Annotated in this window: 16 protein-coding genes; 11 read left to right on the top strand and 5 right to left on the bottom strand. The window is 61.5% G+C overall.

Annotated elements, in window-relative coordinates; genetic code table 11:
* The first annotated feature begins 49 nt into the window (after positions 1-49).
* On the top strand, positions 50-934 hold the full coding sequence (locus DW821_RS04285; protein ID WP_197032763.1) for an ROK family protein: 885 nt from the start codon (positions 50-52) through the stop codon (positions 932-934).
* Positions 935-1,050: 116 nt separating this feature from the next.
* Here the strand turns inward: DW821_RS04285 and DW821_RS04280 are convergent, their stop codons facing one another.
* A complete protein-coding gene (locus tag DW821_RS04280; RefSeq protein ID WP_117817123.1) occupies positions 1,051-1,287 on the bottom strand; it encodes a DegV family protein in 237 nt (78 codons plus the stop codon).
* Positions 1,288-1,919: 632 nt separating this feature from the next.
* Here DW821_RS04280 and DW821_RS04275 point away from each other — a divergent pair.
* The gene (locus tag DW821_RS04275) at positions 1,920-2,999 is read left to right on the top strand and encodes a Gfo/Idh/MocA family protein (RefSeq protein WP_117778549.1); all 1,080 of its coding nucleotides are present in this window, start codon (positions 1,920-1,922) and stop codon (positions 2,997-2,999) included.
* Between the two features lie 3 nt (positions 3,000-3,002).
* Positions 3,003-3,749 carry a DeoR/GlpR family DNA-binding transcription regulator gene (locus tag DW821_RS04270; protein ID WP_117778548.1) on the top strand — a complete coding sequence of 249 codons (747 nt, stop codon included), beginning with the start codon at positions 3,003-3,005 and terminating at the stop codon, positions 3,747-3,749.
* Between the two features lie 430 nt (positions 3,750-4,179).
* On the opposite strand, the gene DW821_RS04265 is transcribed toward DW821_RS04270, so the two are convergent.
* Both DW821_RS04265 and DW821_RS04260 read right to left on the bottom strand, forming a co-directional pair.
* On the bottom strand, positions 4,180-4,839 hold the full coding sequence (locus DW821_RS04265) for an RluA family pseudouridine synthase (RefSeq protein ID WP_233543350.1): 660 nt from the start codon (positions 4,837-4,839) through the stop codon (positions 4,180-4,182).
* Between the two features lie 15 nt (positions 4,840-4,854).
* Entirely contained in the window at positions 4,855-7,350 is a 2,496-nt protein-coding gene (locus DW821_RS04260; RefSeq protein ID WP_118065786.1) for a U32 family peptidase, read from the bottom strand.
* Positions 7,351-7,648: 298 nt separating this feature from the next.
* Here DW821_RS04260 and DW821_RS04255 point away from each other — a divergent pair, with 298 nt between their 5' ends.
* Entirely contained in the window at positions 7,649-8,026 is a 378-nt protein-coding gene (locus DW821_RS04255) for a RidA family protein (protein ID WP_117583058.1), read from the top strand.
* Between the two features lie 112 nt (positions 8,027-8,138).
* On the opposite strand, the gene DW821_RS04250 is transcribed toward DW821_RS04255, so the two are convergent.
* The gene (locus DW821_RS04250; protein ID WP_233506701.1) at positions 8,139-8,795 is read right to left on the bottom strand and encodes a transcriptional regulator; all 657 of its coding nucleotides are present in this window, start codon (positions 8,793-8,795) and stop codon (positions 8,139-8,141) included.
* Positions 8,796-9,147: 352 nt separating this feature from the next.
* Here DW821_RS04250 and DW821_RS04245 point away from each other — a divergent pair, with 352 nt between their 5' ends.
* The 6 genes from DW821_RS04245 to DW821_RS04220 all read left to right on the top strand — a co-directional run bounded on the left by DW821_RS04245 (position 9,148) and on the right by DW821_RS04220 (position 20,247).
* The gene (locus tag DW821_RS04245) at positions 9,148-10,542 is read left to right on the top strand and encodes a uracil-xanthine permease family protein (protein WP_089572468.1); all 1,395 of its coding nucleotides are present in this window, start codon (positions 9,148-9,150) and stop codon (positions 10,540-10,542) included.
* A gap of 195 nt (positions 10,543-10,737) precedes the next feature.
* On the top strand, positions 10,738-12,093 hold the full coding sequence (gene ssnA, locus DW821_RS04240; protein WP_118065784.1) for a putative aminohydrolase SsnA: 1,356 nt from the start codon (positions 10,738-10,740) through the stop codon (positions 12,091-12,093).
* A 149-nt stretch (positions 12,094-12,242) separates the two neighbouring features.
* A complete protein-coding gene (gene ygfK, locus DW821_RS04235; RefSeq protein WP_118065782.1) occupies positions 12,243-15,242 on the top strand; it encodes a putative selenate reductase subunit YgfK in 3,000 nt (999 codons plus the stop codon).
* 11 nt (positions 15,243-15,253) lie between these two features.
* On the top strand, positions 15,254-15,733 hold the full coding sequence (locus DW821_RS04230) for a 4Fe-4S binding protein (RefSeq protein ID WP_117629213.1): 480 nt from the start codon (positions 15,254-15,256) through the stop codon (positions 15,731-15,733).
* Positions 15,734-15,745: 12 nt separating this feature from the next.
* Positions 15,746-18,523 (top strand): selenium-dependent xanthine dehydrogenase, encoded by a 2,778-nt coding sequence (gene xdh / locus DW821_RS04225; protein ID WP_118065780.1) that lies wholly within the window; start codon positions 15,746-15,748, stop codon positions 18,521-18,523.
* Positions 18,524-18,867: 344 nt separating this feature from the next.
* On the top strand, positions 18,868-20,247 hold the full coding sequence (locus DW821_RS04220; RefSeq protein ID WP_118065778.1) for an ATP-binding protein: 1,380 nt from the start codon (positions 18,868-18,870) through the stop codon (positions 20,245-20,247).
* A 499-nt stretch (positions 20,248-20,746) separates the two neighbouring features.
* Here DW821_RS04220 and DW821_RS10375 read toward each other — a convergent pair whose 3' ends face one another.
* The gene (locus DW821_RS10375; RefSeq protein ID WP_255415100.1) at positions 20,747-20,872 is read right to left on the bottom strand and encodes a hypothetical protein; all 126 of its coding nucleotides are present in this window, start codon (positions 20,870-20,872) and stop codon (positions 20,747-20,749) included.
* 258 nt (positions 20,873-21,130) lie between these two features.
* Here DW821_RS10375 and DW821_RS04210 point away from each other — a divergent pair, with 258 nt between their 5' ends.
* Positions 21,131-21,865 (top strand): 3'-5' exonuclease, encoded by a 735-nt coding sequence (locus DW821_RS04210; protein ID WP_158567543.1) that lies wholly within the window; start codon positions 21,131-21,133, stop codon positions 21,863-21,865.
* Positions 21,866-21,986: the final 121 nt, after the last annotated feature.

Here is a 21,986-nt window from a genome sequence, read left to right as displayed (position 1 = left end):
CGCCCGCGGTTGACCATGACTGCGGGCGTCCCTTTGTAAGGAGGATCACATGAGCGAAAAGCAAATGAGGCTCGGCGCCCTCGAAGCCGGCGGGACCAAGATGGTCTGTGCCGTGGTGTCCGGCGACGGCGAGGTCCTCGACCGTATGGAGACCCCGACGCTTACGCCCGCCAAGACCGTCCCGCAGATGATCGAGTGGTTCACCGCCCGCGATGTGGACGCGTTGGGCATCGGCGCCTTCGGCCCGACCTGCGTCGACCCCAACGACGAGCGCTACGGCTCCATCCTCCAGACGCCCAAGCTCGCGTGGCGAGGCCATGGTCTTCGCGCCGCGTTCGCCGACGCCCTCGGGATTCCGGTGGCCTACGACACGGACGTGAACGTTGCCTGCCTCGGCGAAGTGGTCTTCGGCTGCTGCAAGGGGCTCGAGGACGCCGTCTACGTGACCATCGGCACCGGCGTGGGCGCGGGCGTCATGTGCGCGGGCAGACTCCTTCACGGCATGCTGCACCCCGAGGCCGGTCACATGCTGGTAAGGACCCGTCCCACCGAGGAGGGACGCTGCGTCTGCCCGAGCCACGCGAGCTGTCTCGAGGGGCTCGCCTCCGGCCCCGCCATCGCCGCGCGCTGGGGAAAGCCCGCGGCCGAGCTCGCGGACAACGATGAGGTGTGGGCGCTCGAGGGGGATTATCTGGGGCAGATGTGCGCGAACCTCGTGCTCATGTACTCGCCTCGCCGCATCGTCCTCGGCGGCGGCGTGATGCACCAGGAGCAGCTCTACGGCATCGTCCGCAAGAAGACCCTCGAATATCTGGGTGGCTACATCCAGACCGCCGAGCTTAAGGACATGGAGAGCTACATCTGCGCCCCGGGCTGCGGCGGCGACCAAGGAATCCTCGGCGCGGCCGAGCTGGCAAGAAGGGCGCTCGCGTAACTTGCGCTCTCTCCGCCATACAACGCGTTAAGAAAAGACGAGCGCTTCTCGCCAATTGAGCGGCAAGAAGTGCTCGTCTTTTGCATTTGTTTTTGGGGCAGGACGCCCCGCCTCCACTAGAGTCCCTGGACCGCCACACCCACGAGGTTTGGACCGGTGTGGACAAGAAGCGCGGGGCTGATGTCGGAGCGGACGACATCCACCGCGTTGGCCACGCGCTCGCACAGGGCCTGCTCCATGCGGTCGTAGAGGTCGGCGTGGGCCGAGGTGCGGCTCGCGGCAAAGCGCACCTCGGGGTGCTTCTCGACGATGGCGGCGATGAGCTTGGCCTCGGTGCGATGCGGTACTTGCACAGCCATTTCGTGTGCGCGAGGCTGTTGGCTTTCTGGGCCACAGCAATCACCTTCCCCCTAGTATGATGACCTGAACAATCCTCATGCTAGGGGGAAGGTTTTTGTCGCGTAGCGGAAATTGGCCTCCACCCGCTGAGCGGGTGGCTTTCTATGCCGCGCGTGCCGCGCGGCACGGACTAAAGTCCATGAATAAAAACGAGGAAGGCCACGTCCGGCCTCCCTCGCAAAGGGTCTCTGATTACTCCCACTCATTGGGGACAGACTTAAATGAGTGCTCTTGAAATGCCGGCGCCTGGGGACGTTCTTTTTCTGTCTGCAGTTTGGAACGTTCCTTTTCTGTCGGCAGTTTGGGACGGTCCTTAGAGCTGCAGCGCGCCATGAGCGACGAGGCGAAGCGGATCATCCTGTCTTTTGAGTTCTAAGCATAAGCCCCTGTCTCTGAGCAATGACCGGTTCGCATTTGTGCGCATTTACGTGCGTGGGATTGCGTGAATATGCGTATAGATGCGCCGTTTACGGGATAAAAATGACCGTTTAGCGGTGAGATACGCAAAAACGCGCACAGAAGCGCGTGTTTGTGCGAATATAGAGCTGTCAGAAAGCAAGGCGTTCTATGACACAGGAGGCACATAATGGCAGATTCCAAGCAGGCTCCGCTCGACGCCGCGGCAGCCGCCAAAGCAGCGTTCGCTTCGGTCCAGGACAAGCCGTTCCCCGACGATATTTTTACGGCTCCCGAGCTCCATTGGGCCGTCATCGGTTGCGGCGTTATCGCCAACCAGATGGCTCAGTCCCTTGCTCTTGCCGGTCGCAAGCTTGCGGGCGTCGCCAACCGTACGCCGTCCAAGGCTCAGGCTTTTGCCGAGCAGTATGGCATCGAGAAGGTCTACGACACGGTTGAGGACCTCTACGCCGATCCTGGCATCGACGCCGTCTACATCACTACCCCGCACAACACTCATATCACCTATCTGCGCGCTGCCCTGGCAGCCGGCAAGCACGTGCTCTGCGAGAAGGCCATTACCCTCAATTCCGCTGAACTCGATGAGGCCCGTGCCATTGCCGCCGAGCACAACGTGGTCCTTATGGACGCTACCACGGTGCTCCACATGCCCTTGTATCAAGAGCTGCGTCGCCGCATGGATGCCGGCGAGTTCGGCCGCATGAACCTCGCTCAGCTCAACTTTGGTAGCTACAAGGAGTACGGCGACCTGACCAACCGTTTCTACAATCGCAACCTTGCCGGCGGTGCCATGCTCGATATTGGTGTGTATGCCCTGTCCGTCATGCGCCTGTTTATGGCGAGCCAGCCCGCCGAGGTCGTGTCTCTAGGCAACACCTGCGAGACTGGAGTCGATGTTGCGGGCGGCATCGTCTGCCGCAATGCCGAGCAGCAGCTGGGCGTCGTGAGCCTTACGCTTCACTCCAAGCAGCCCAAGCGCTCGGTCATCAGCTTTGACAAGTGCTACATCGAGGTCAACGAATATCCGCGTGCCGATCACGCGACCATCGTGTGGACTGCGGACGGCCACCGCGAGGAGGTCCACGCAGGCACCGAGGCTTACGCCCTGTGTTATGAGATGGCCGATCTTGAGAAGGCCGTTGCCGGCGACGACTCCAAGCGCGAGCTTCTGGATTATGCTTCTGATGTTATGGAGCTTATGACCAAGCTTCGCGCCGATTGGGGAGTCGTGTACCCCGAGGAGGAGTAAGCGATGCTTGCGGAAGATAGGCTCAACGCAATCGTGTCGATGGTGCAGCAGACGGGCTCGGTTACCGTACCGGAGCTTGCTGAGGCCCTGGGCGTGACGGCGTCTACCATTCGGCGCGACCTGCAGACGCTCAATCGCGCACACCGTATCGCCAAGGTGCACGGTGGGGCGACGAGCCTTGAGCGCGCGCACGTGACGCGCGACCTAACGCTTAATGAGCGCAGCGATCTCCATAACGACGACAAGGAACGTATCTGCGCCCGTGCGGCGGCGCTGGTGGAGCCCGAGAGCTTTGTGTACATCGACTCGGGCTCGACGACGCTCAGGCTCATCGAGCATCTTCCACACCTTGAAGGTGTCACCTATGTGACTGATTCCGTGCTCCATGCTCAGCATCTCGCTTTGCGCGGCATGCGTACCGTGGTGCTGGGCGGCGAGCTCAAACCCGAGACCGAGGCGCTCGTTGGCCCCGATGCCTTGGCAACCTTAGACCGTTACAACTTCAACTGCGGCTTTTGGGGCTCTAACGGCATTGCCGCCGAGCAGGGCTTCACGGCGCCCGATATCGAGGAGGCGCAAGTAAAGCGTATCTCGATGCGCCATACGGCCAAGCGCTTCGTAATCTCGGACGCCAGTAAATTTGGCATGGTGGCGCCCGTCAAGTTCGCGGACTTCCGCGATGCAACGATTATTACCGCAGGCGAGGTCCCCGCCAAGTACCGGGCAATGGACAACGTCGTCACGGTCTAACGGCAGGGACGGGCTAAGGCCAAAACCACCGCGAAGGTGCCCGTCCCCATTGTGGTGGTTAGTAATGAAAACTGAGTAGTTTTCTCAATAGAAAAGCGGCAACGTCCATTACGGGCGTTGCCGCTTTCGTTGTCTACCGGTTTAGTCTAAATCTGTAACAACTGGACCGCTTAAAGTGGGCTAGGTGTTACTGATTGAAATACTTCCGAATTGCGCCGTTCCTTTGTCTCAATCTGTAACATTTGGGATCGATTTTGCCGAGTTATTGTTACAGATTGAGATTTTCCCTTGAGGGGGATTCGAATGTCTCGATCTGTAACAGATAGACCGGAAAATGGGCTCTAACTGTTACAGATCGAGACGTTTTGGGACCGCGGCTAAGCCATTGCGTCAAAACCACCGCAAAGGTGCCTGTCCCCATTGTGGTGGTTTAAGGCTCCCAGGGGCAGGGGGCTTCGATGTGGATGTGCTCGCCGGTTACGGGATGCGTGAAGGATACGCTGTGGGCGTGGAGCATCAGGCCGCAGGGACGCGGCGTTCCGTACAGGTCGTCGCCAATCAAGGGATGATGCTCGCTTGCCAGGTGCACGCGGATCTGGTGCTTGCGGCCGGTGAGCAGCTCGACATCAATATACGAGCGCGTAGGCAGGCCACGGCGGCTCTTAAGGCGCTTGAGTACCTTGACGCGCGTCTGAGACGGCTTGCCGCTGGCGCCAACGCGCATCTTGCGGCTATCGTGGCGGTCGCGGGCGATAGGCTTGTCGATGAGCTTCTCGTTCCAGTCGATTTTGCCCTCGGCGAGCGCTAGGTAGTGCTTTTCGAACGCGTGGTCGATAATCATCTGGTCAAAGGCGGGCTGCGTCTGCTTGTCGAGTGAGAACAGCACCACGCCGGTGGTGTCGCGGTCCAAGCGGTTGAGCGGCTGCATGTCGGTCGCGGCAAAGCCGTCGCCCATCGCCAGCAGCAGGTCGCTGGCGTAGTCGGTGAGCGTGCGCTCGCCGGTGCCGTCGCCGTGGACGATCATGCCGGCGGGCTTGTCGATGGCCATGAGCCAGGCGTCGCAGTAGAGGACTTGAGGTTCTTCGTTCACGTGTAAGCCTTTCGGTTAGCTGATTCCCACAAACATACAGCCCGAGGTGGCACCGCGCAGGCGGGCGGCGGGCTTGCGGCCGGCTTGCGCTGCCTCGACGGCGCGGCGGACGCGAGCGGTGGCGCGGCCCACCTCATCCGTCTCGAGCAGTGTGCCGTCCACCATAAGACGACGGACGCCGGCGTCGAGCAGCTGTGGTACCTGCGGCGTGAGGTCGATGGGGTAGGCGTCGTACAAGCGTGAGCGGCCGTGGATGTCGGTACGCACCGGCATGACCTTTCCGTCGATATTCTTGAGCGAGAGCTTACGGGCACGCAGGCGGCAGCTGGCACAATCGTGGATGCAACCGTTGGCAACCTGCAGAATGCAATGCTCGCTTGTCATAACGCGCGGGCGGCCAAAGACGGTGATGCCTAGAGCCGCGGGCGCGGCGGCGCCGAGCGAGACAATCTCGTCGAGCGTGATCTCGGGCGAGAGCCAAAACGCACCGGCTCCGCGCTCGGCAAGCGCCTCCATGCAGGGCGTGTTGTGCACCGGCAGGCAAGAGCGAATCTCGGCCGTGGCGCCAACCTGGGCGGCCAGGGCAAGCTCAGAGATGTTGCCAATAGCGACCGTGGCGCCGGCAACAACCCATGGGTCAACGCGGACGTGGTCAACGGCGCGGCAGACCTCGTCGAGTGCGGGCACAATACCCTGCTCAAATGCATCGGCAGGGGAGAGTCCGACAGCCTCGAGCGCGTCGGTGGTCATGTAGATGCGCGTTGCACCCTCCGCGCGAGCGGCCTCGGCGGCCTCGAGCGAGGTGACGGTAGCGCAGATCTGCGGCTCATCGCGGTAGTGCTCGGGCGCGGGGCGGGAATCATTGGTGACAATCGCCGGTAGCTCGAGCGTGCGGGCGCGCTCCTCGTACGGTGCCAGAATGGCCTCTTCCAGCGCCTTACAAGCGGCGGCGCGCACCTTGTGCACGGCGGAAAAGCCCATGCCGCAACTCTCGTCGAGGGCCACGTCAAAGCTCGCGGCCTCAAAGGGAGAGGAGCCCATGCGCCCGACGTGCTCAACCAGATCGGATGCCTCGACGGCGCGGGTCTTGGCGGCCTCGACGGTGAAGCCCGTGGCGGTGGCGGTGAGCGCGGGGTCGTCACAGCAGGTGAGCGTGACAGTAAACGGCTTGCCCAGGCGCGCCACGACGGATACATCAACAGCTCGGCGGCGCAGCACATCGCGCTTGAGCGCGGCGCTGGCAGCGTCAATAGCGCGCTGGCTTCGAATCACGCGCACGCGGCAGCCCTCGGGCATGCTACGGGGCACGCGACACTCGATAACATCGCCGGCAGCGGCATCATCGGCGGCGATGGTGGTCAGGAACTGGTCGAACTCATCGTCGTGGCGAAGCTCCAGCAGGTCGCCCTTGCCCACGGGCTCAAACAACTCAATGCGGGCGATGGCGGCGCGGCGACGGCGGTCGTCGGGCTTGAGCCCGCGCACATCGCGGTTGGCCAGGTGGCTGCCGAGCACCGTGCCCACGATCTGGCCGCGGTTGTTGGAGCGCTCGTAACTCATCATCTCGTCACCCGAGGTACCGTCCTGATAGGCGTGCGTAAAGTCGCGGTTAAAGCAGCGCTTGAGCTGGCGCTGGCGGGCGGCTTTCTCGTCCTTGGCAACGGTGGCTCCGGATAGCATGTCGTCAATTTCGTGACGATACACATCAACGATGGAGTACACGTAATCGGGCGCCTTCATGCGGCCCTCGAGCTTGAGCGACGCGGCGCCGGCGTCATACAGACGGCGAACAAGCTGCGAGGTGTTGGTGTCACGCGGGCACAGCGCGCGCTCGCGACCGGCAGGGGAGAGCGAGCGACCGTTCTCGTCGATCAGCTCGTAGGGCAAGCGGCAGGGCTGGGCGCACATGCCACGGTTGGCCGATCGTCCCGCCATGGCAAAGCTCGAAAGCAGACACAGGCCCGAATAGCAAAAGCAGATGGCGCCATGGCTAAAGACCTCAAGGTCCACATCGGGCGCGGCATCGTGAATGGCGGCAATCTCGTCGATGGAAAGCTCGCGCGAGAGGGTCACGCGGTCGGCGCCCTGCTCGCGGCACCAAAGGGTTCCGCGGTCGTCGTGGATGTTCGTCTGGGTCGAGATATGCGTCTCGATGCTGGGCATCGTGCGTTTGACCTCAAAGAACAGGCCCCAGTCCTGGATGATGAAGGCGTCGGCGCCCAGCGTGGAGCAGCGATGGATGAGCTGCAGCGCATCGCTCATCTCGGATTCCTTGATGACGATGTTGACCGTGACGTAGACGCGCGAGCCGGCCAGATGCGCGGCGCGGCAGGCCTGCTCAAAGGCCTCGTCGGTAAAGTTGGTGGCCTTGCGGCGGGCGTTGAAGCTGCCCATGCCGCAGTAGATGGCGTCTGCCCCGGCGGCGAGTGCGGCGGCAAAGGGCTCGGGCCCTCCGGCGGGCGCCAAAAGCTCGGGTCTGCGGTTGTTGGTTCGACTGGCGGTTGCGGTCATATCCTGCCTTTCAAAATGCTCAGATAATCAAAAGTATAGTGGTGCCGTCGCGGCAGGCGATGCCCGTGCTCTAAGCGGGATAAAGTCTTCAGCAGCTTGGACTGGCTGCTTCACATGAGAACCGTTCAGCGGTCCGGGGAAACCGTTGGGCGATAAAATATTCTCGCAACGTGATAATAATCTTGCATCGCGCGGACACCTTGAGTACTATCCCAATCAAGCGCGGTGTTCAGACCGAACTGTGCCTCCCGGTGTGAACGCCGCGCTCCCGTTCCCTTTTACTTGTAAGGAGAAAAACATGAGCAAGACCGTCGTGTCTTCCGATAACGCACCCGCAGCCATCGGCCCGTATTCCCCTGGTATCCAGACCGGCAACATGGTGTTCCTGTCCGGCCAGCTGGGCATCGATCCCGCAACTGGCAAGATGCCCGAGGGCGTCGAGGCCCAGGCCAAGCAGTCCCTTGCTAACGTCGAGGCCCTGCTGACCGCTGCCGGCGCCACCTTTGCCGATGTCGTCAAGACCACAGTCTACCTGGCTGACATTGCCGACTTCGCCGCCGTGAACGAGATCTACGCCTCCAAGTTCGAGGCCCCGTTCCCCGCGCGCAGCGCTTTCCAGGTTGCCTCTCTTCCGGCTGGCGGTCTGGTCGAGATCGAGGTCGTCGCCGCTCTCTAAGGCGTTGACCACAACTAAACATGACATGCAAAAAGACCCTGCAGCGCGTGCGAGCTGCAGGGTCTTTTGTCAGGTGACGAATCGCTTGTGGAGCCGCGCTCCATTTTGCTCGTTAGCCCTCCTTGCGGACTTTTTGCAGGTAGCGGTAGACGCTGGGCTCCGAGATGCCCAGCGAGGTGGCGGCGCAGGCCACGGCGCCCTTGAGCATGAACACCCCGTTGCCGTTGAGGTGGCGAATGACGTCCACGCGGTCGCTCTGACCAAGCGACGCTACATCCAGCCCGCGCGCGCTCAGCAACTCGGCAATGCTGCGGTCGATGAGCTCCTGTGTGGACTCCGAAAGGCTTTCGACCTCGATAGGGGCGGGCTCCGTGCGCGTCGGCGCCGCGTCGAAGCACGCCATGAGCTGCTGCGCCATGGCGTTGATGGAGCGCACGGTCGAGAGATCGGTGTTGACGCAGAGCATACCGACGATCTCGTCATTCTCGCGGATAAAGTACGTCGCTGACTCCAACGTCTTGCCGCCGGCACCGCGCCCCTCGTAGCCCGTAATAAACGGCAGGTCGCGATACTTGGCGTCGTGCATGATCTTGAGTGCCAGATCGGTGGCGGGACCGCCGACCTTGCGGCCGCTCACGATGCCGTTGCGAATATCGACGATGGCGTGGTCGGGATCCGAGAAATCGTGCAGCACGATTTCGCTGTTTTTGCCGAGTATCTGCTCCAGAAAATCGACCATCGGCAAAAAGCGACGTACGGTCTCGTTCACGGGCAACTCCTTTGGGTGAAATCGGAAATGATCATAACAATTTTTTCTCATGGTAACACGGTGTCTATTGACTCACATATTCGCAGGTACATTGCGTAATACAGATGAGCGGTAGGTATTTGGCGGTAAACGGTCGACCAAAAGAAAAGTTAGATGTTATTTTGAACAGACACGTTCCTGACCTGCGGAAATGCATTATCTCAGCTGAAGAATAGTCTGATAACAAAAAATTATTATTGAGAATGAGAATCATCTTTAATACGATATGCAACGAAGGCACAACCTCAACCCCGCACTGCGTCACAATAGAGCGTTAGATGCGAAAACAACTATTTCGAGGATTGGTGGTCAAATGACCCAGGAGACGGTTAAGAACGGCACTGAAGCCCTGTTCACTCGTGAAGGCATGCCTCCCGTTAAGGAAATGATCCCGTGTGCCCTTCAGCACGTACTGGCATCGTTTGCCGGCATCATCACCCCGGCTGTCATCATGGCCGGCGTCTACGGCTTTAATAGCCAGCAGAGCACCGACATCATCCAGGTCGCGCTCATTCTTTCGGCAATCGACACGGCCCTTCAGGCCTTCGCTCCCTTCCGTCGCATCGGCGGCGGCCTGCCCATCGTCATGGGCGTTTCGTTCGCGTTCCTGCCGGCTCTGCAGGCCATGGGTGCCTCGGGCTTTAGCTTTGGTGCGCTGCTGGGCGGCGAGATCGTCGGCGGCGCCGTCGCGGTCCTCTTTGGTCTGGCCTACAGCAAGATCAAGTGGCTGTTCCCGCCCGTCGTGACCGGTACGGTCATCTTCTCCATTGGCGTCTCTCTCTATCCCACGGCCGTCAAGTATATGGCCGGCGGTATGGGTACGCCGCTATGGGGCACCCCGCAGGCCTGGTGCGTCGCTCTTATCACCTTCGCCGTGGTCTTTGCGCTCGCCAACTTTGGCAAGGGCACGCTCAAGCTGGGATCCGTGTTCTTTGGCATGATCGTTGGCATGATCGTCTCCATCCCCTTTGGCATGATCGACTTCTCCAGCGTCGCCACCGCTCAGGTCTTCGCCCTTCCCAAGCTCATGCCCTACGCGCTCGAGTTTGATCCCGAGGTCTGCATTACCCTCGCTGTCGTGTTCCCCATGGTTGCCATCCAGGTTATCGGCGACGTTTCCGCCGCCTGCCTGGGCTCCATCGACCGTATGCCCACCGAGCGCGAGCTCTCCGGCGCTATCGTGTCCCAGGGCCTCACCTCTATGGTCGGCGGCCTGCTGGGCGGTCTTCCCACCAGCGCCCTTGGCCAGAACGTGGGCATCATCTGCTCCAACAAGGTCGTCAACAAGTGGGTCTTTGTGATCATCGCGGCCGTCTTTGCCATCGCCGGTCTGTTCCCGCAGCTCTCTGCCGTCCTTTCCGCTATCCCGCAGCCCGTCATCGGCGGCGCGACCGTCGGCGTCTTCGGCACCATCACCATGAACGGCGTGCGCATGTTCACCCGCGAGGGCCTCACGCAGCGCACTACCACCATCGTCGGTACCTCCGTCGTCTTTGGCCTGGGTATCTGGATGGCCAGCGGTTGCCTTGCCGGCGAGGGTATGCCCGCCTGGGTATCCACCGTCATCGGCTCCAATGCCGTAACCCCCACCGCCATTATGGCCATTGTCCTTAACCTGATCCTTCCGCAGACGCCGGTCGTGGCTCAGCACATCGATGCTGCCAAGGACGCTGCCGTGGATCTGGTCTTGCCCGAGAGCAAGAAGTAACCAATTCGGTGCTATTCGTCGGCGGGCGCATCGCCTCGTCCGCCGACGTCATGCGGCGCCAAGCCGCACTTCAAAGGGTTTGTCCCTTTGGTGAAGCGTTGACGGGAGAGGGCCCGTTTCCGGTGTAGGCCGGCGCTTCGCACTCCGCCATGTCAGAGGTGTCAAACCCCGCCCCTGATGTTGAAGGGAGCATTCATGCTTCTGGTCGCTAACGGTTCCGTTTTTACCCGCAACGCTCAGACCCCGTTCATTCCCAACGGCGCGGTCGCCATTGACGGAGATACGATCGTCGAAGTAGGTCCCGAGTGCGAGCTCAAGGCCAAGTACCCGGATGCCGAGTACGTCGACGCCCAGGGCAACCTCATCATGCCCGGACTCATCAATTGCCACACCCACATCTACTCGGGTCTGGCCCGCGGCCTTGCCATTAAGGGCTGCAACCCCACCAACTTCCTGGAGAATCTTGAGCAGCAGTGGTGGAAGATCGATGACAACCTGACGCTCGACGGCACCAAGGCCAGCGCCTATGCCACGATTCTTGACTCCATCCGCGATGGCGTCACCACGATCTTCGATCATCATGCGAGCTTCTGCGAAATCCCGGGAAGCCTCTTTACCATTAAGGATGCAGCTCAGGAGCTGGGCATGCGTTCGTGCCTGTGCTACGAGGTCTCCGATCGCCGCGGCCAGGAAAAATGCGACCAGGCCATTGCCGAGAACGCCGAATTTGCCCAGTGGGCCGCCAAGGAGCGTCGCGATAACGACAACCACATGATCGCCGCCATGTTTGGCGGTCACGCCACCTTTACGCTGTCGGACGAGACCATGGACAAGATGGCCGAGGCCAACAACGGCCTGACCGGCTTCCACATCCATGTGTGCGAGGGCATGAATGACGTGTGGGACTCCCGCCTCAACCGCGGTGGCATCAGTCCCGTCGAGCGCCTGCTGCAGCACAACCTGCTGGGTCCCGACACCATGCTCGGCCACTGCATCCACGTGACGCCCGCCGAGATGGATATCGTCAAGGAGTCTGGCACCTGGCTCGTCAACAACCCCGAATCCAATATGGGCAACGCCGTGGGCTGCGCCCCCGTGCTCGAATTCTTCCGCCGCGGCATCCCCGTGTGCATGGGCACCGACGCCTACACCCACGATATGCTCGAGAGCCTTAAGGTTTTCCTGATCATTCAGCGCCACAACGCCGCTATGCCCAACGTGGGCTGGTGCGAGGCCATGACGATGCTGTTCGAGAACAACGCCAAGATGGCGAGCAAGTACTTCGATCGCAAGCTCGGCGTGCTTGAGCCCGGCGCCGCCGCCGACGTCATCGTCATGGACTACAAGCCCTTTACGCCGCTGAGCGAGGAGAATATCGACGGCCATATGCTCTTTGGCATGATGGGCAAAAACTGCCGCACTACCATCATCAACGGCCGCGTCCTGTACAAGGATCGCGAGTTCGTTGGCATTGATGAGGACAAGATCAACGCGTGGACCATGGCTGAGTCCAAGAAGCTCTGGAGCACGCTCAACGATCGCGCCTACTAATTCACAAGTAGTTTCGCGCGCGTCGGATGTTTCGCCGCATCCGACGCGCGCATAGGCGGCCTCCGCGGGGTCGCCGGCGCTGTGCTAGCGCTACACCGTATTTGCGCCCGCCGCGCGGTCTCGCCGGGCGTTACAGAGAGGAGCTCACTATGAGCGACATCATGAGGCCGATCCCGTTTTCGCAGCTGATGAACTGGATCATCGAGGAGCATAAGACCCAGGACGCCATCTTTGGCGTGCGCAAGATGGTCACGACCAACCAGGAGGGTGCGCTTCCCATTTTTGACGAGCGCATCGAGACTCCGTTTGGCCCGGCCGCCGGTCCCAATACGCAGCTGGCCCAGAACATCGTGGCCTCCTACGTTGCTGGTTCCCGCTTCTTTGAGCTCAAGACCGTCCAGGTTATGGACGGCGAGGAGCTCTCCAAGTGTGTGAACAAGCCCTGCATCGTGGCGCAGGACGAGTGCTACAACTGCGAATGGTCGACCGAGCTCGAGGTTCCGCAGGCCTTTGCCGAGTACGTGAAGGCATGGTTCGCCTGCCACCTGATCGCTCGCGAGTACGGCCTGGGTAGCCCGGACGGCTTTGTCTTCAACATGTCCGTGGGCTATGACCTCGAGGGCATCAAGAGCCCCAAGGTCGACGCCTACATCGAGGGCATGAAGGACGCCAGCGGCTCCGACGTCTGGAACGAGTGCCGCGCATGGGCACTCGCCAACCTGGACAAGTTTGAGCATGTCGACGCTGCGTTTGTCGAGTCCATCCCGGCGCGCGTCTCCAACTCCATCACCGAGTCTACCCTGCACGGCTGCCCGCCTGCCGAGATCGAGCGCATCGCGACCTACCTCATCACCGAGAAGGGCCTTAACACCTACATCAAGTGTAACCCCACGCTGTTGGGCTATGAGTTTGCCCGCCAGCGCCTCAACGAGCTGGGCTTTGACTACATCGTCTTCGATGACACGCACTTCCGCGAGGACCTGCAGTGGGTCGACGCCGTGCCCATGTTCGAGCGCCTGATTGCCCTGTGCGCCGAGCGCGGCCTGGAGTTTGGCGTCAAGCTGACCAACACGTTCCCCGTCGACGTGACGAGGAACGAGCTGCCCTCCACCGAGATGTACATGTCCGGTCGTTCGCTGTTCTCGCTGACTATCGAGGCCGCCCGCCGCATTACCGAGCAGTTCGATGGCAAGCTGCGCATCAGCTACTCCGGCGGTGCTACGGTCTACAACATTCGCGCCCTGTATGACGCCGGCATTTGGCCCGTTACCCTGGCGACCGACGTACTCAAGCCCGGTGGCTACGAGCGCTTTAGCCAGATGGCCGGCGAGTTTACCGACCTGGATGGCAAGCCGTTCGCGGGCGTCTCTCTCGAGGCCGTGACTGCGATCCAGACCGACTCGCTCACCAACCCGCTCTACAAGAAGCCGCTGCGCCCGCTGCCCGACCGCAAGGTCGCCGGCAAGAGCCCGCTTTCCGACTGCTTTACCACGCCTTGCCGTACGAGCTGCCCCATCCAGCAGGATATCCCTGCCTATCTGGCGGCTGTTGACGAGGGCCGCTACGAGGACGCGCTCAACAATATCATCGAGCGCAACGCCCTGCCGTTCATTACCGGCACCATCTGCCCGCATCCCTGCGGCCGTGCCTGCGAGCGCGCATTCTACGAGCCCGAGGGCGCCCAGATTCGCGCCAGCAAGCTCAAGGCCGCCCGCGAGGCCATGACCGCCGTGCTGCCCAAGCTGCGCACCCAGGCCATTGCCAACGACGCCGAGCGCAACGTTGCCGTTATCGGCGGCGGCCCGGCCGGTCTGGCGACGGCGTTCTTCCTGACGCGCGCCGGCGTGCCCGTCACTATCTTCGAGGCCCGCGACTCTCTCGGCGGCGTGGTCCGTCACGTGATCCCCGAGTTCCGTATCGCGAGCGACGATATCTCCCACGATGCCGAGCTCTGCCTGGCCTTTGGCGCTAAGGTGCAGCTCAACGCCCGCGTGGAGTCCATTGACGAGCTCAAGGCTCAGGGCTTTACCGACGTGGTCGTGGCCACCGGTGCCTGGATGCCCGGCTCTGCAGGCTTGGGCGAGGGTGCCGAGCTCGACGTGCTGGAGTTCCTCGAGGCCGCCAAGAAGGGCGAGAAGCTCGAGCTGGGCGAGGACGTCGTGGTCATCGGCGCCGGCAACACCGCCATGGACGCGGCTCGCGTGGCCAAGCGTCTGGCTGGCGTGAAGAACGTGCGCCTGGTGTATCGCCGCACCAAGAAGCAGATGCCCGCCGACGAGGAAGAGCTCGATCTTGCTCTTGCCGACGGCGTTGAGTTCTGCGAGCTGCTGGCGCCCAAGGCACTCAACGGCGCAGTGCTGACCTGCGACGTTATGGAACTTGGCGAGCCGGATGCAAGTGGCCGTCGCAGCCCCGTCGCCACGGGCGAGACCGTCGAGCTTTCCGCCACCACGGTGATCTGCGCCGTGGGCGAGGGCATCGATGCCAGCCTGTACGATGCCGCGGGCGTCGAGCACGACCGTCGCGGCCGTCTTGCCGCCACCTCCACCGGCGTCGAGGGCGTCTGGGCTGCTGGTGACTGCCGCCGCGGTCCTGCCACCGTGGTCGAGGCTATTGCCGACGCCGCCGAGGTCGCTCGTGCCATTGCCGGTGTCGACTTTAACAAGTACGCCGACTGCAACGAGCAGGCCGGTCGCGAGGACACCTGCTACGAGCGCAAGGGGTCGCTGTGCCGCGACAAGCACAACTGCACCAAGACCCGCTGCCTGGGCTGCGGCTCGGTGTGCGAGGTCTGCTGCGACGTGTGCCCCAACCGCGCCAACGTGGCAATTAAGGTGCCGGGCCTGGCCAAGCATCAGGTGGTACATGTCGACGGCATGTGCAACGAGTGCGGCAACTGCGCCGTGTTCTGCCCCTACCAGGAGGGTCGTCCCTATAAGGACAAGCTCACCCTGTTCTGGAGCGAGCAGGACATGGAGAACTCCGAGAACGAGGGCTTCCTGGCTGTGGACGAGGACCACTTTAAAGTCCGCGTCGCCGGCACGGTCCGCACCGTCTCGGTCGATGCCGTCAACACCGGTCTTCCCGAGGCCGTCCGCCTGACCATCAGGGCCGTGCGCGACAACTATTCGTACCTTCTTAAGAAATAGGCGAGTCTCTTATGGCCAAATCCATTCAACATAACGTGGCCTACGTTGCCTGCGGAAGCGGTTGCGCCTCCGCAGGCGGCGACGCCCGCTGCAGCGAAGGCTGCATTGGCTGTGGCGCCTGTGTCGCGGCCTGCCCCCACGGTGCCATTGCGCTGGTCGATGGCATCGCCCGCGTGGACCGCTCCAGGTGCACGGGCTGTGGCCTGTGCGGCATGGCGTGCCCGCAGCGCGTGATTGCCTTCGTTCCCGGCTACCAGAACATCCTGGTGCGCTGCAACAACACCGACAAGGGCGCCATTGCGCGCAAGATCTGCGACACGAGCTGCATCGGTTGCGGCATGTGCGTCAAAAAGTGCCCTGCCGGCGCTATCCGCATCGAGGACAACTGCGCCCATATCGACGGCGCGGACTGCCTGTCGTGTGGCATGTGCGCTGTCGTCTGCCCGCATGGCGCCATCCACGACCGCACCGGCATCGCCGCCGGCGTGTAGAAGGGAATCACCATGGCACAGGAATTCACTTTTACCGTTAACGGCGTCGAGCGCACGACGACTCAGAACAAGCCGCTGCTCCGCTACTTGCGCGACGACCTGCACATCCATTCCGCTAAGGACGGCTGCTCCGAGGGTGCCTGCGGTACCTGCACCATCCATGTAGACGGCGCGGCCGTCAAGGCATGCGTACTGACCACCGCTCTTGCCGCCGGCCGCAACATCGTGACCGTCGAGGGCCTGCCCCAGGACGTGCGCGAGGCCTTTGTGTACGCCTTTGGCGCCGTGGGCGCCGTGCAGTGCGGTTTTTGCATCCCCGGTATGGTCATGGCGGGTGCAGCGCTCATCGCCGAGGATCCCGAGCCCACCGAGGAGCAGATCAAGTACGCCATTCGCGGTAACGTCTGCCGCTGCACCGGCTACAAGAAGATCATCGAGGGCATTGCGCTGGCCGCTGCGGTGCTCCGCGGCGAAAAGCAGATTGACGAGGGCCTGGAGCGCGGCGACGACTACGGCGTGGGCAAGCGCGCCTTCCGTATCGACGTGCGCAAGAAGGTGCTCGGCGAGGGCAAGTATCCCGACGACATCGACGAGCTCGATCAGCCGGGCCTGACCTATGCCAGCGCCGTGCGCTCCAAGTATCCGCGCGCCCGCGTGCTCTCCATCGATACCTCCAAGGCCGAGGCCCTGCCCGGTGTGGTGGGCATCCTGCGCGCCGAGGACGTGCCGGTCAACCAGGTCGGCCACCTTATTCAGGACTGGGACGTCATGATCGCCCAGGGCGATATCACCCGCTGCGTGGGCGATGCCATCGTGCTGGTGGTTGCCGAGGACGAGGCGACGCTCGAGAAGGCCAAGAAGCTCGTAAAGATTGACTACGAGCCGCTGGAGCCCGTGCGCAACATTGTCGAGGCCAGGGCCGCCGACGCCCCGCGCCTTCACGACAGCTTCTTTGCCTTTGGCAACACGGTGGAGCTCAAGGACAACGTGTGCCAGAGCCGTCACGTGACGCGCGGCGACGCCGCCAAGGCGCTGGCGGAGAGCGCGTTTACCGTGACGCAGCGCTTTACCACGCCCTTTACCGAGCATGCCTTCTTGGAGCCCGAGTGCGCCGTCGCCTTCCCGTACAAGAACGGCGTCAAGGTGCAGTCGACCGACCAGGGTGCCTACGACACGCGCAAAGAGTGTGCCCACATGTTTGGCTGGGACAACGAGCCCGAGCGCGTGGTCGTCGAGACCATGCTTGTGGGCGGCGGCTTTGGCGGTAAGGAGGACGTTTCGATCCAGCACCTGGCCGCGCTCGCCGCATATAAGTTCCAGCGTCCTGTGAAGTGCAAGCTCACGCGCGCTGAGTCGCTTGCCTTCCACCCCAAGCGCCATGCCATGGACGGCACCTTTACGCTGGGCTGCGACGCCGAGGGCAACTTTACCGGCCTGGACTGCGAGATCAACTTTGATACCGGCGCCTACGCTTCGCTGTGCGGCCCGGTGCTCGAGCGCGCCTGCACGCACGCCGTCGGCCCCTACAAGTACCAGAACACCGACATTCGCGGCTTTGGCTACTACACCAACAATCCGCCCGCCGGTGCGTACCGTGGCTTTGGCGTCTGCCAGTCCGAGTTTGCACTCGAGAGCCTGATCGACCTGCTGGCCGAGAAGGTCGGTTTGGATCCGTGGGAGATTCGCTACCGCAACGCCATCGAGCCGGGTGAGGTTTTGCCCAACGGCCAGATTGCCGACTGCTCCACGGCGCTTAAGGAGACGCTGCTCGAGGTCAAGGATGCCTATTACGCGCATCCCGGACACGCCGGTATCGCCTGCGCCATGAAGAACGCCGGCGTGGGCGTGGGCCTGCCCGATGCCGGCCGCTGCAAGATTCGCGTCGAGGGTGGCCGCGCCGTGGTCTACGCCGCCACGTCCGACATCGGCCAGGGCTGCAACACGGTCTTTTTGCAGGACGTTGCCGAGGCATGCGGTCTGCCGCTGAGCTGCATCGCCAACGGCGAGTGTTCCACCGAGAACGCTCCCGACTCCGGCACCACGTCTGGTTCGCGCCAGACGGTCGTGACCGGCGAGGCCGTGCGCGGCGCCGCCTTCCTGCTGCGCGACGCCATGGTTGGCATCGAGGCCGGCAAGCCTGCGCCTACCGCCCCGGTGAGCGCGCACGGCGACGGCGTCAAGATCGAGTATGACGACGGTCGCGCCTACCAGCTGCGCACACAGGAACTCGTCGCCGGCCAGGGTATGCATCCTCAGGACCCTGCGGCCACCATCAAGGCGCTCGAGGGACGCGAGTTTGGCTACGTGTATCTGGAGCCGACCGACAAGCTGGGCGCCGATGTTCCCAACCCCAAGAGCCACATCTGCTACGGCTTTGCCACACATGTGGTCATTCTGGACGATGACGGTCGTGTAAGCGAGGTCTATGCCGCGCACGATTCCGGCAAGGTGGTCAACCCCATCTCCATCCAGGGTCAGATCGAAGGCGGCGTGCTCATGGGTATGGGCTATGCGCTGACCGAGGACTGGCCGCTCAAGGACTGCGTGCCCCAGGCAAGGTACGGCACGCTCGGGCTGTTCCGTGCGCCCGAGATTCCGGATATCCACGCCATCTACGTGGAGAAGGACGAGCTGCTGCCCGTGGCATACGGCGGCAAGGGCATCGGCGAGATCGCAACGATCCCCACGGCGCCCGCCGTGCAGAACGCCTACCGCGCATTTGACGGCAAGCTGCGTCCGGATCTGCCCATGGTGGATACGCCGTACAGCCGCGCTCGTCACCGCGGGTAGAGTAGAGCGCGGACGGCCATTACTGACGGGCTGTCCATGCTCAGCATCAACTGCATACGCTGCGCCTTTGGCCCCGGCTCCATCGCGAGCCGGGGCCTTTTGTTTGGAGCGGAAACTGCGTCCCGGAATTGCCACTCAGAACGGGACGCGCTTTCCGGATGGCATGCTTGGCGGAAACTACGGCCCAGTTTTTGGCTCCAGAACGGGATACATTTTCCGGAACGGTCCACGTGCGGTGGTGTACCGCCCCTTTTGCGTGCGCCGCTTGTCGAATTACGTTATAGCTAGCTATATTATAGGAAGGTATAATATAGCTAGCTATAACGTAAAGGAAGGATGGCCCTATGTTTATCGGAAGAACAGTGGAAATGTCCGAGCTCAATCGACTGTATGGCACGGGCTCCTTTGAGATGCCTGTGATTTACGGCCGTCGTCGTGTGGGCAAAACGCGCCTTATCACAGAGTTCATCCAAGGCAAGAAGGCTATTTACTTTCAAGCTCGTCGTACCAATGCAGAGGCAAACCTGCACGGCTTTAGCCAGGCAATACTTGCAAGCTCGGTTGGTGCTGCGGGCGTGTCGTTTCGTAGTTTTGACGAGGCGTTCGATGCATTGGCCACCATGGCTCGCACGGAACGTTTGGTTGTCGTGATTGACGAGTATCCCTATCTCGCCCAATCGAATCCCGAAATCAGCTCGTTGCTGCAAGACAAGATCGACCACTTATACAAAGAGACCAGGCTCATGCTGATCCTATGCGGCTCGTCTCTTTCGTTTATGGAGGAACAGGTGTTGGGCTACGAGAGCCCACTATACGGTAGGCGTACGGCCCAGTTTAAGATCATGCCGCTCGATTTTACGACGACCCTCGGGTTGTGGCAGAGCATGGGTCGCGAAGACGCTGCAGTTTGCTATGGCATGACGGGTGGCATTCCTGCATATATCGAGAAAGTCGATCCTGCCGCACCGCTCAAGGACAACATCAAACGTCTTTTTCTTACTCCTACGGGCTATCTCTTTGAGGAGCCGAGTAACCTGCTATTGCAAGAGTGCCGCAATCCCGAGCAATATGATGCGATCGTACAGGCAATTGCCCAGGGACGCTCGAAGAACTCGGAGATTGCGAGCTCTACGGGAATCCCTGCGAGCAACGTAAAGAGCTATGTGGATAAGCTGGCGTCGCTTGGGATTGTCGAGCGCGAGCTGCCCCTAAACGAGACGAGCAATAAGCGAGCCGTGTATCTGCTGAGCGATCAGATGTTTAGGTTCTGGTACAAGTTTGTTCCGCAGAACATCGGGCTGATTCAAAACGATATGGCCGAGATGGCGTATGAGCGCATTGAGCCGCACGTATCGGATTACATGGGCACGGTCTTTGAGCTTATATGCAGGCAATACGTGTACGAACTCGCACGCGCGGGCCAGATCGATGTGGTTCCGGCAAGCGTTGGGCGCTGGTGGGGGACGGATAATCGCACGCATACGCAGGAAGAAATCGACTTGATTGTTGACGATGGCGAGGGCGCTGCGCTGTTTGCGGAGTGCAAATGGCGCAATGAACCGGTGGGCGAAGACGTGCTGCAAAAGCTCGTGTACCGAAGCGAGCTCTTTAGGCGGCAACGAAAAAGCTATGCGCTTTTCTCAAAAAGTGGCTTTACGCAGGGATGTCGGGATGCCGCGGAGAGTAGGGGAGACGTCAAGCTGATCTCGTTTGCCGAGATGTGAGGGCGGGGATAATGAAGCGCGTCCTGATTTGATGCTGGGAATGGGATGTGCTTTCCTTTTGCGACCTTTGGCGGAAAGTGCGTTCCAGATTTCGGCTTCAGAATGGGATGCCGTTTCCGGATCGGCCCTCAGGCGGAAACTACGACCCGGAATTCGGCTCCAAAACGGGATACGCTTTCCCGGTGGCATCTCTAGCGGAAACTGCATCCCGGAATGAGCTCTCGGAACGGGACACGCTTTCCCATCGGGGCTTCAAACGGAAACCGTGTCCCGGAATCGAGCCTCAGGGTGGGACGCATTTTCCGGCAGAGGCCTGGGACGGAAGGCGTGTCCCAGAATCCGGCTAATCCGATGGCCAGGTGGTTGAGCGAGCGGGCTCCGAGGCTCCATTACTGAAAATTCATTTGTTAAACCTGGCAACCGTAGGTAGAATAAAGTCGACGGCAGCCCAAGGGTGATAGCTGGGCAGCGCCGTTACTTAGTTCAAGGGGTCAATGCCTTAACGGCGTCGATCCCTCTTCTTTTGCTTCGTACGCTGCTTAAGTGCCTCGGAAAGTCCGATAAGCGCCGTGAGGAGCGAGACCAAAGCGGTCAGGAGCTTCACGAAATCAATCAGATCGGTCATGGGCATCACCTCCCGTCGCATGGAGGGCGCTGCCCGGCACATGGAACTGCCGTCAACAACTGCAATTCTATCAAAGTACTGCTATAAATACGAATATATGTTCGATAATAACAGTGACGTGATTCTCTCAAAGTGTGGCTTTACGCAAGGATGCCGGAAAGCCGTGCTGTGCGATTTCATGTCCGCGCGGGCGCCTATCCTTACGGCAATGTAGCCGCCTATGTAACGAGCGGCAGTTGACGGAGAAAGGCCCTGACCGTGCCAGACAAAAAGACGCCGGGTATCTCGGCTATCGATACGACGAACTTTGCGCGCCAGATTGTGCTGGACTTTGAGTTTGCGCCGGTGCCAAAGCAGCGCCAGCGCCGTGGGCTGCGCAACGAGATTATCGAGGTCAGCGCCGTCAAGCTCGATTACCACGGCAACGTTATGGGCGAGTTCTCGCAGTTTGTGCAGACGGAATTTGCCGAAGGCGTTGCGTTTCCCGCCCGCGAGCTCACAGGGATATCGGCCGTGGACACCGCGATGGCCGATCCGCTCTATGTGGTGATCAAAAGGCTCGGCGATTGGATCGGTCGCTACTCCGCCCAGATAGTTTGCTGGAGCGGGACGGACCGTCGACAGCTTTTGACCGAGTGCCAGGCAAAGCACATCGACCTTTCCGCATTTCCTACGGACTGGGCCGACCTGCAGGCGTTTTACACCTCGATCATGGACGTGGGCAGCCACGGGCGTGTCTCGCTGGGCGACGCGGCAACGTGGTTTGGCATCGAGTTCGACGAGTCGACGGGGCACGCCCACAGCGCTCTGGCCGATGCGCGCGTGACCGCCAAGCTGCTCAGGCAGGTGATGGACGGGGACTATCACGTGAGTCCGCGCGCCCAGGAGATCCGTCAGCGGTGGGGGATGGGCGAGCGAGCTCAGACGCGTCTTTCCAGCAAGTGCCCCGAGCTGGGCGACCTGCTGCTAAAGCTGAAGACGGAGGGGAGGTAGGGGGCTCATTTGGCGACAAGCGGACGGAATGGTTGCGCGAGGGATTCCGGAATCAGCATCAGAGGGCTGTGCTTGAGATGCTATTTAAGGACACGCTGACACTCGCCGAGACCAAGCAGGT

Origin of the sequence: Collinsella sp. AM33-4BH (assembly GCF_003469205.1) — a bacterium.
Classification (GTDB): Bacteria; Actinomycetota; Coriobacteriia; order Coriobacteriales; family Coriobacteriaceae; genus Collinsella.
The sequence above is the reverse complement of the archived record's forward strand: the minus strand, read 5'-3'. Positions and strand labels throughout refer to the sequence as shown.

Excerpts from the sequence above, each read along its gene's own strand:
- DW821_RS04285 (WP_197032763.1), top strand. The coding sequence starts at position 50 with ATGAGCGAAAAGCAAATGAGGCTCGGCGCCCTCGAAGCCGGCGGGACC.
- DW821_RS04275 (WP_117778549.1), top strand. The coding sequence starts at position 1,920 with ATGGCAGATTCCAAGCAGGCTCCGCTCGACGCCGCGGCAGCCGCCAAA.
- DW821_RS04270 (WP_117778548.1), top strand. The coding sequence starts at position 3,003 with ATGCTTGCGGAAGATAGGCTCAACGCAATCGTGTCGATGGTGCAGCAG.
- DW821_RS04260 (WP_118065786.1), bottom strand. The coding sequence starts at position 7,350 with ATGACCGCAACCGCCAGTCGAACCAACAACCGCAGACCCGAGCTTTTG.
- DW821_RS04255 (WP_117583058.1), top strand. The coding sequence starts at position 7,649 with ATGAGCAAGACCGTCGTGTCTTCCGATAACGCACCCGCAGCCATCGGC.
- DW821_RS04245 (WP_089572468.1), top strand. The coding sequence starts at position 9,148 with ATGACCCAGGAGACGGTTAAGAACGGCACTGAAGCCCTGTTCACTCGT.
- ssnA (WP_118065784.1), top strand. The coding sequence starts at position 10,738 with ATGCTTCTGGTCGCTAACGGTTCCGTTTTTACCCGCAACGCTCAGACC.
- ygfK (WP_118065782.1), top strand. The coding sequence starts at position 12,243 with ATGAGCGACATCATGAGGCCGATCCCGTTTTCGCAGCTGATGAACTGG.
- DW821_RS04230 (WP_117629213.1), top strand. The coding sequence starts at position 15,254 with ATGGCCAAATCCATTCAACATAACGTGGCCTACGTTGCCTGCGGAAGC.
- xdh (WP_118065780.1), top strand. The coding sequence starts at position 15,746 with ATGGCACAGGAATTCACTTTTACCGTTAACGGCGTCGAGCGCACGACG.
- DW821_RS04220 (WP_118065778.1), top strand. The coding sequence starts at position 18,868 with ATGTTTATCGGAAGAACAGTGGAAATGTCCGAGCTCAATCGACTGTAT.
- DW821_RS10375 (WP_255415100.1), bottom strand. The coding sequence starts at position 20,872 with ATGACCGATCTGATTGATTTCGTGAAGCTCCTGACCGCTTTGGTCTCG.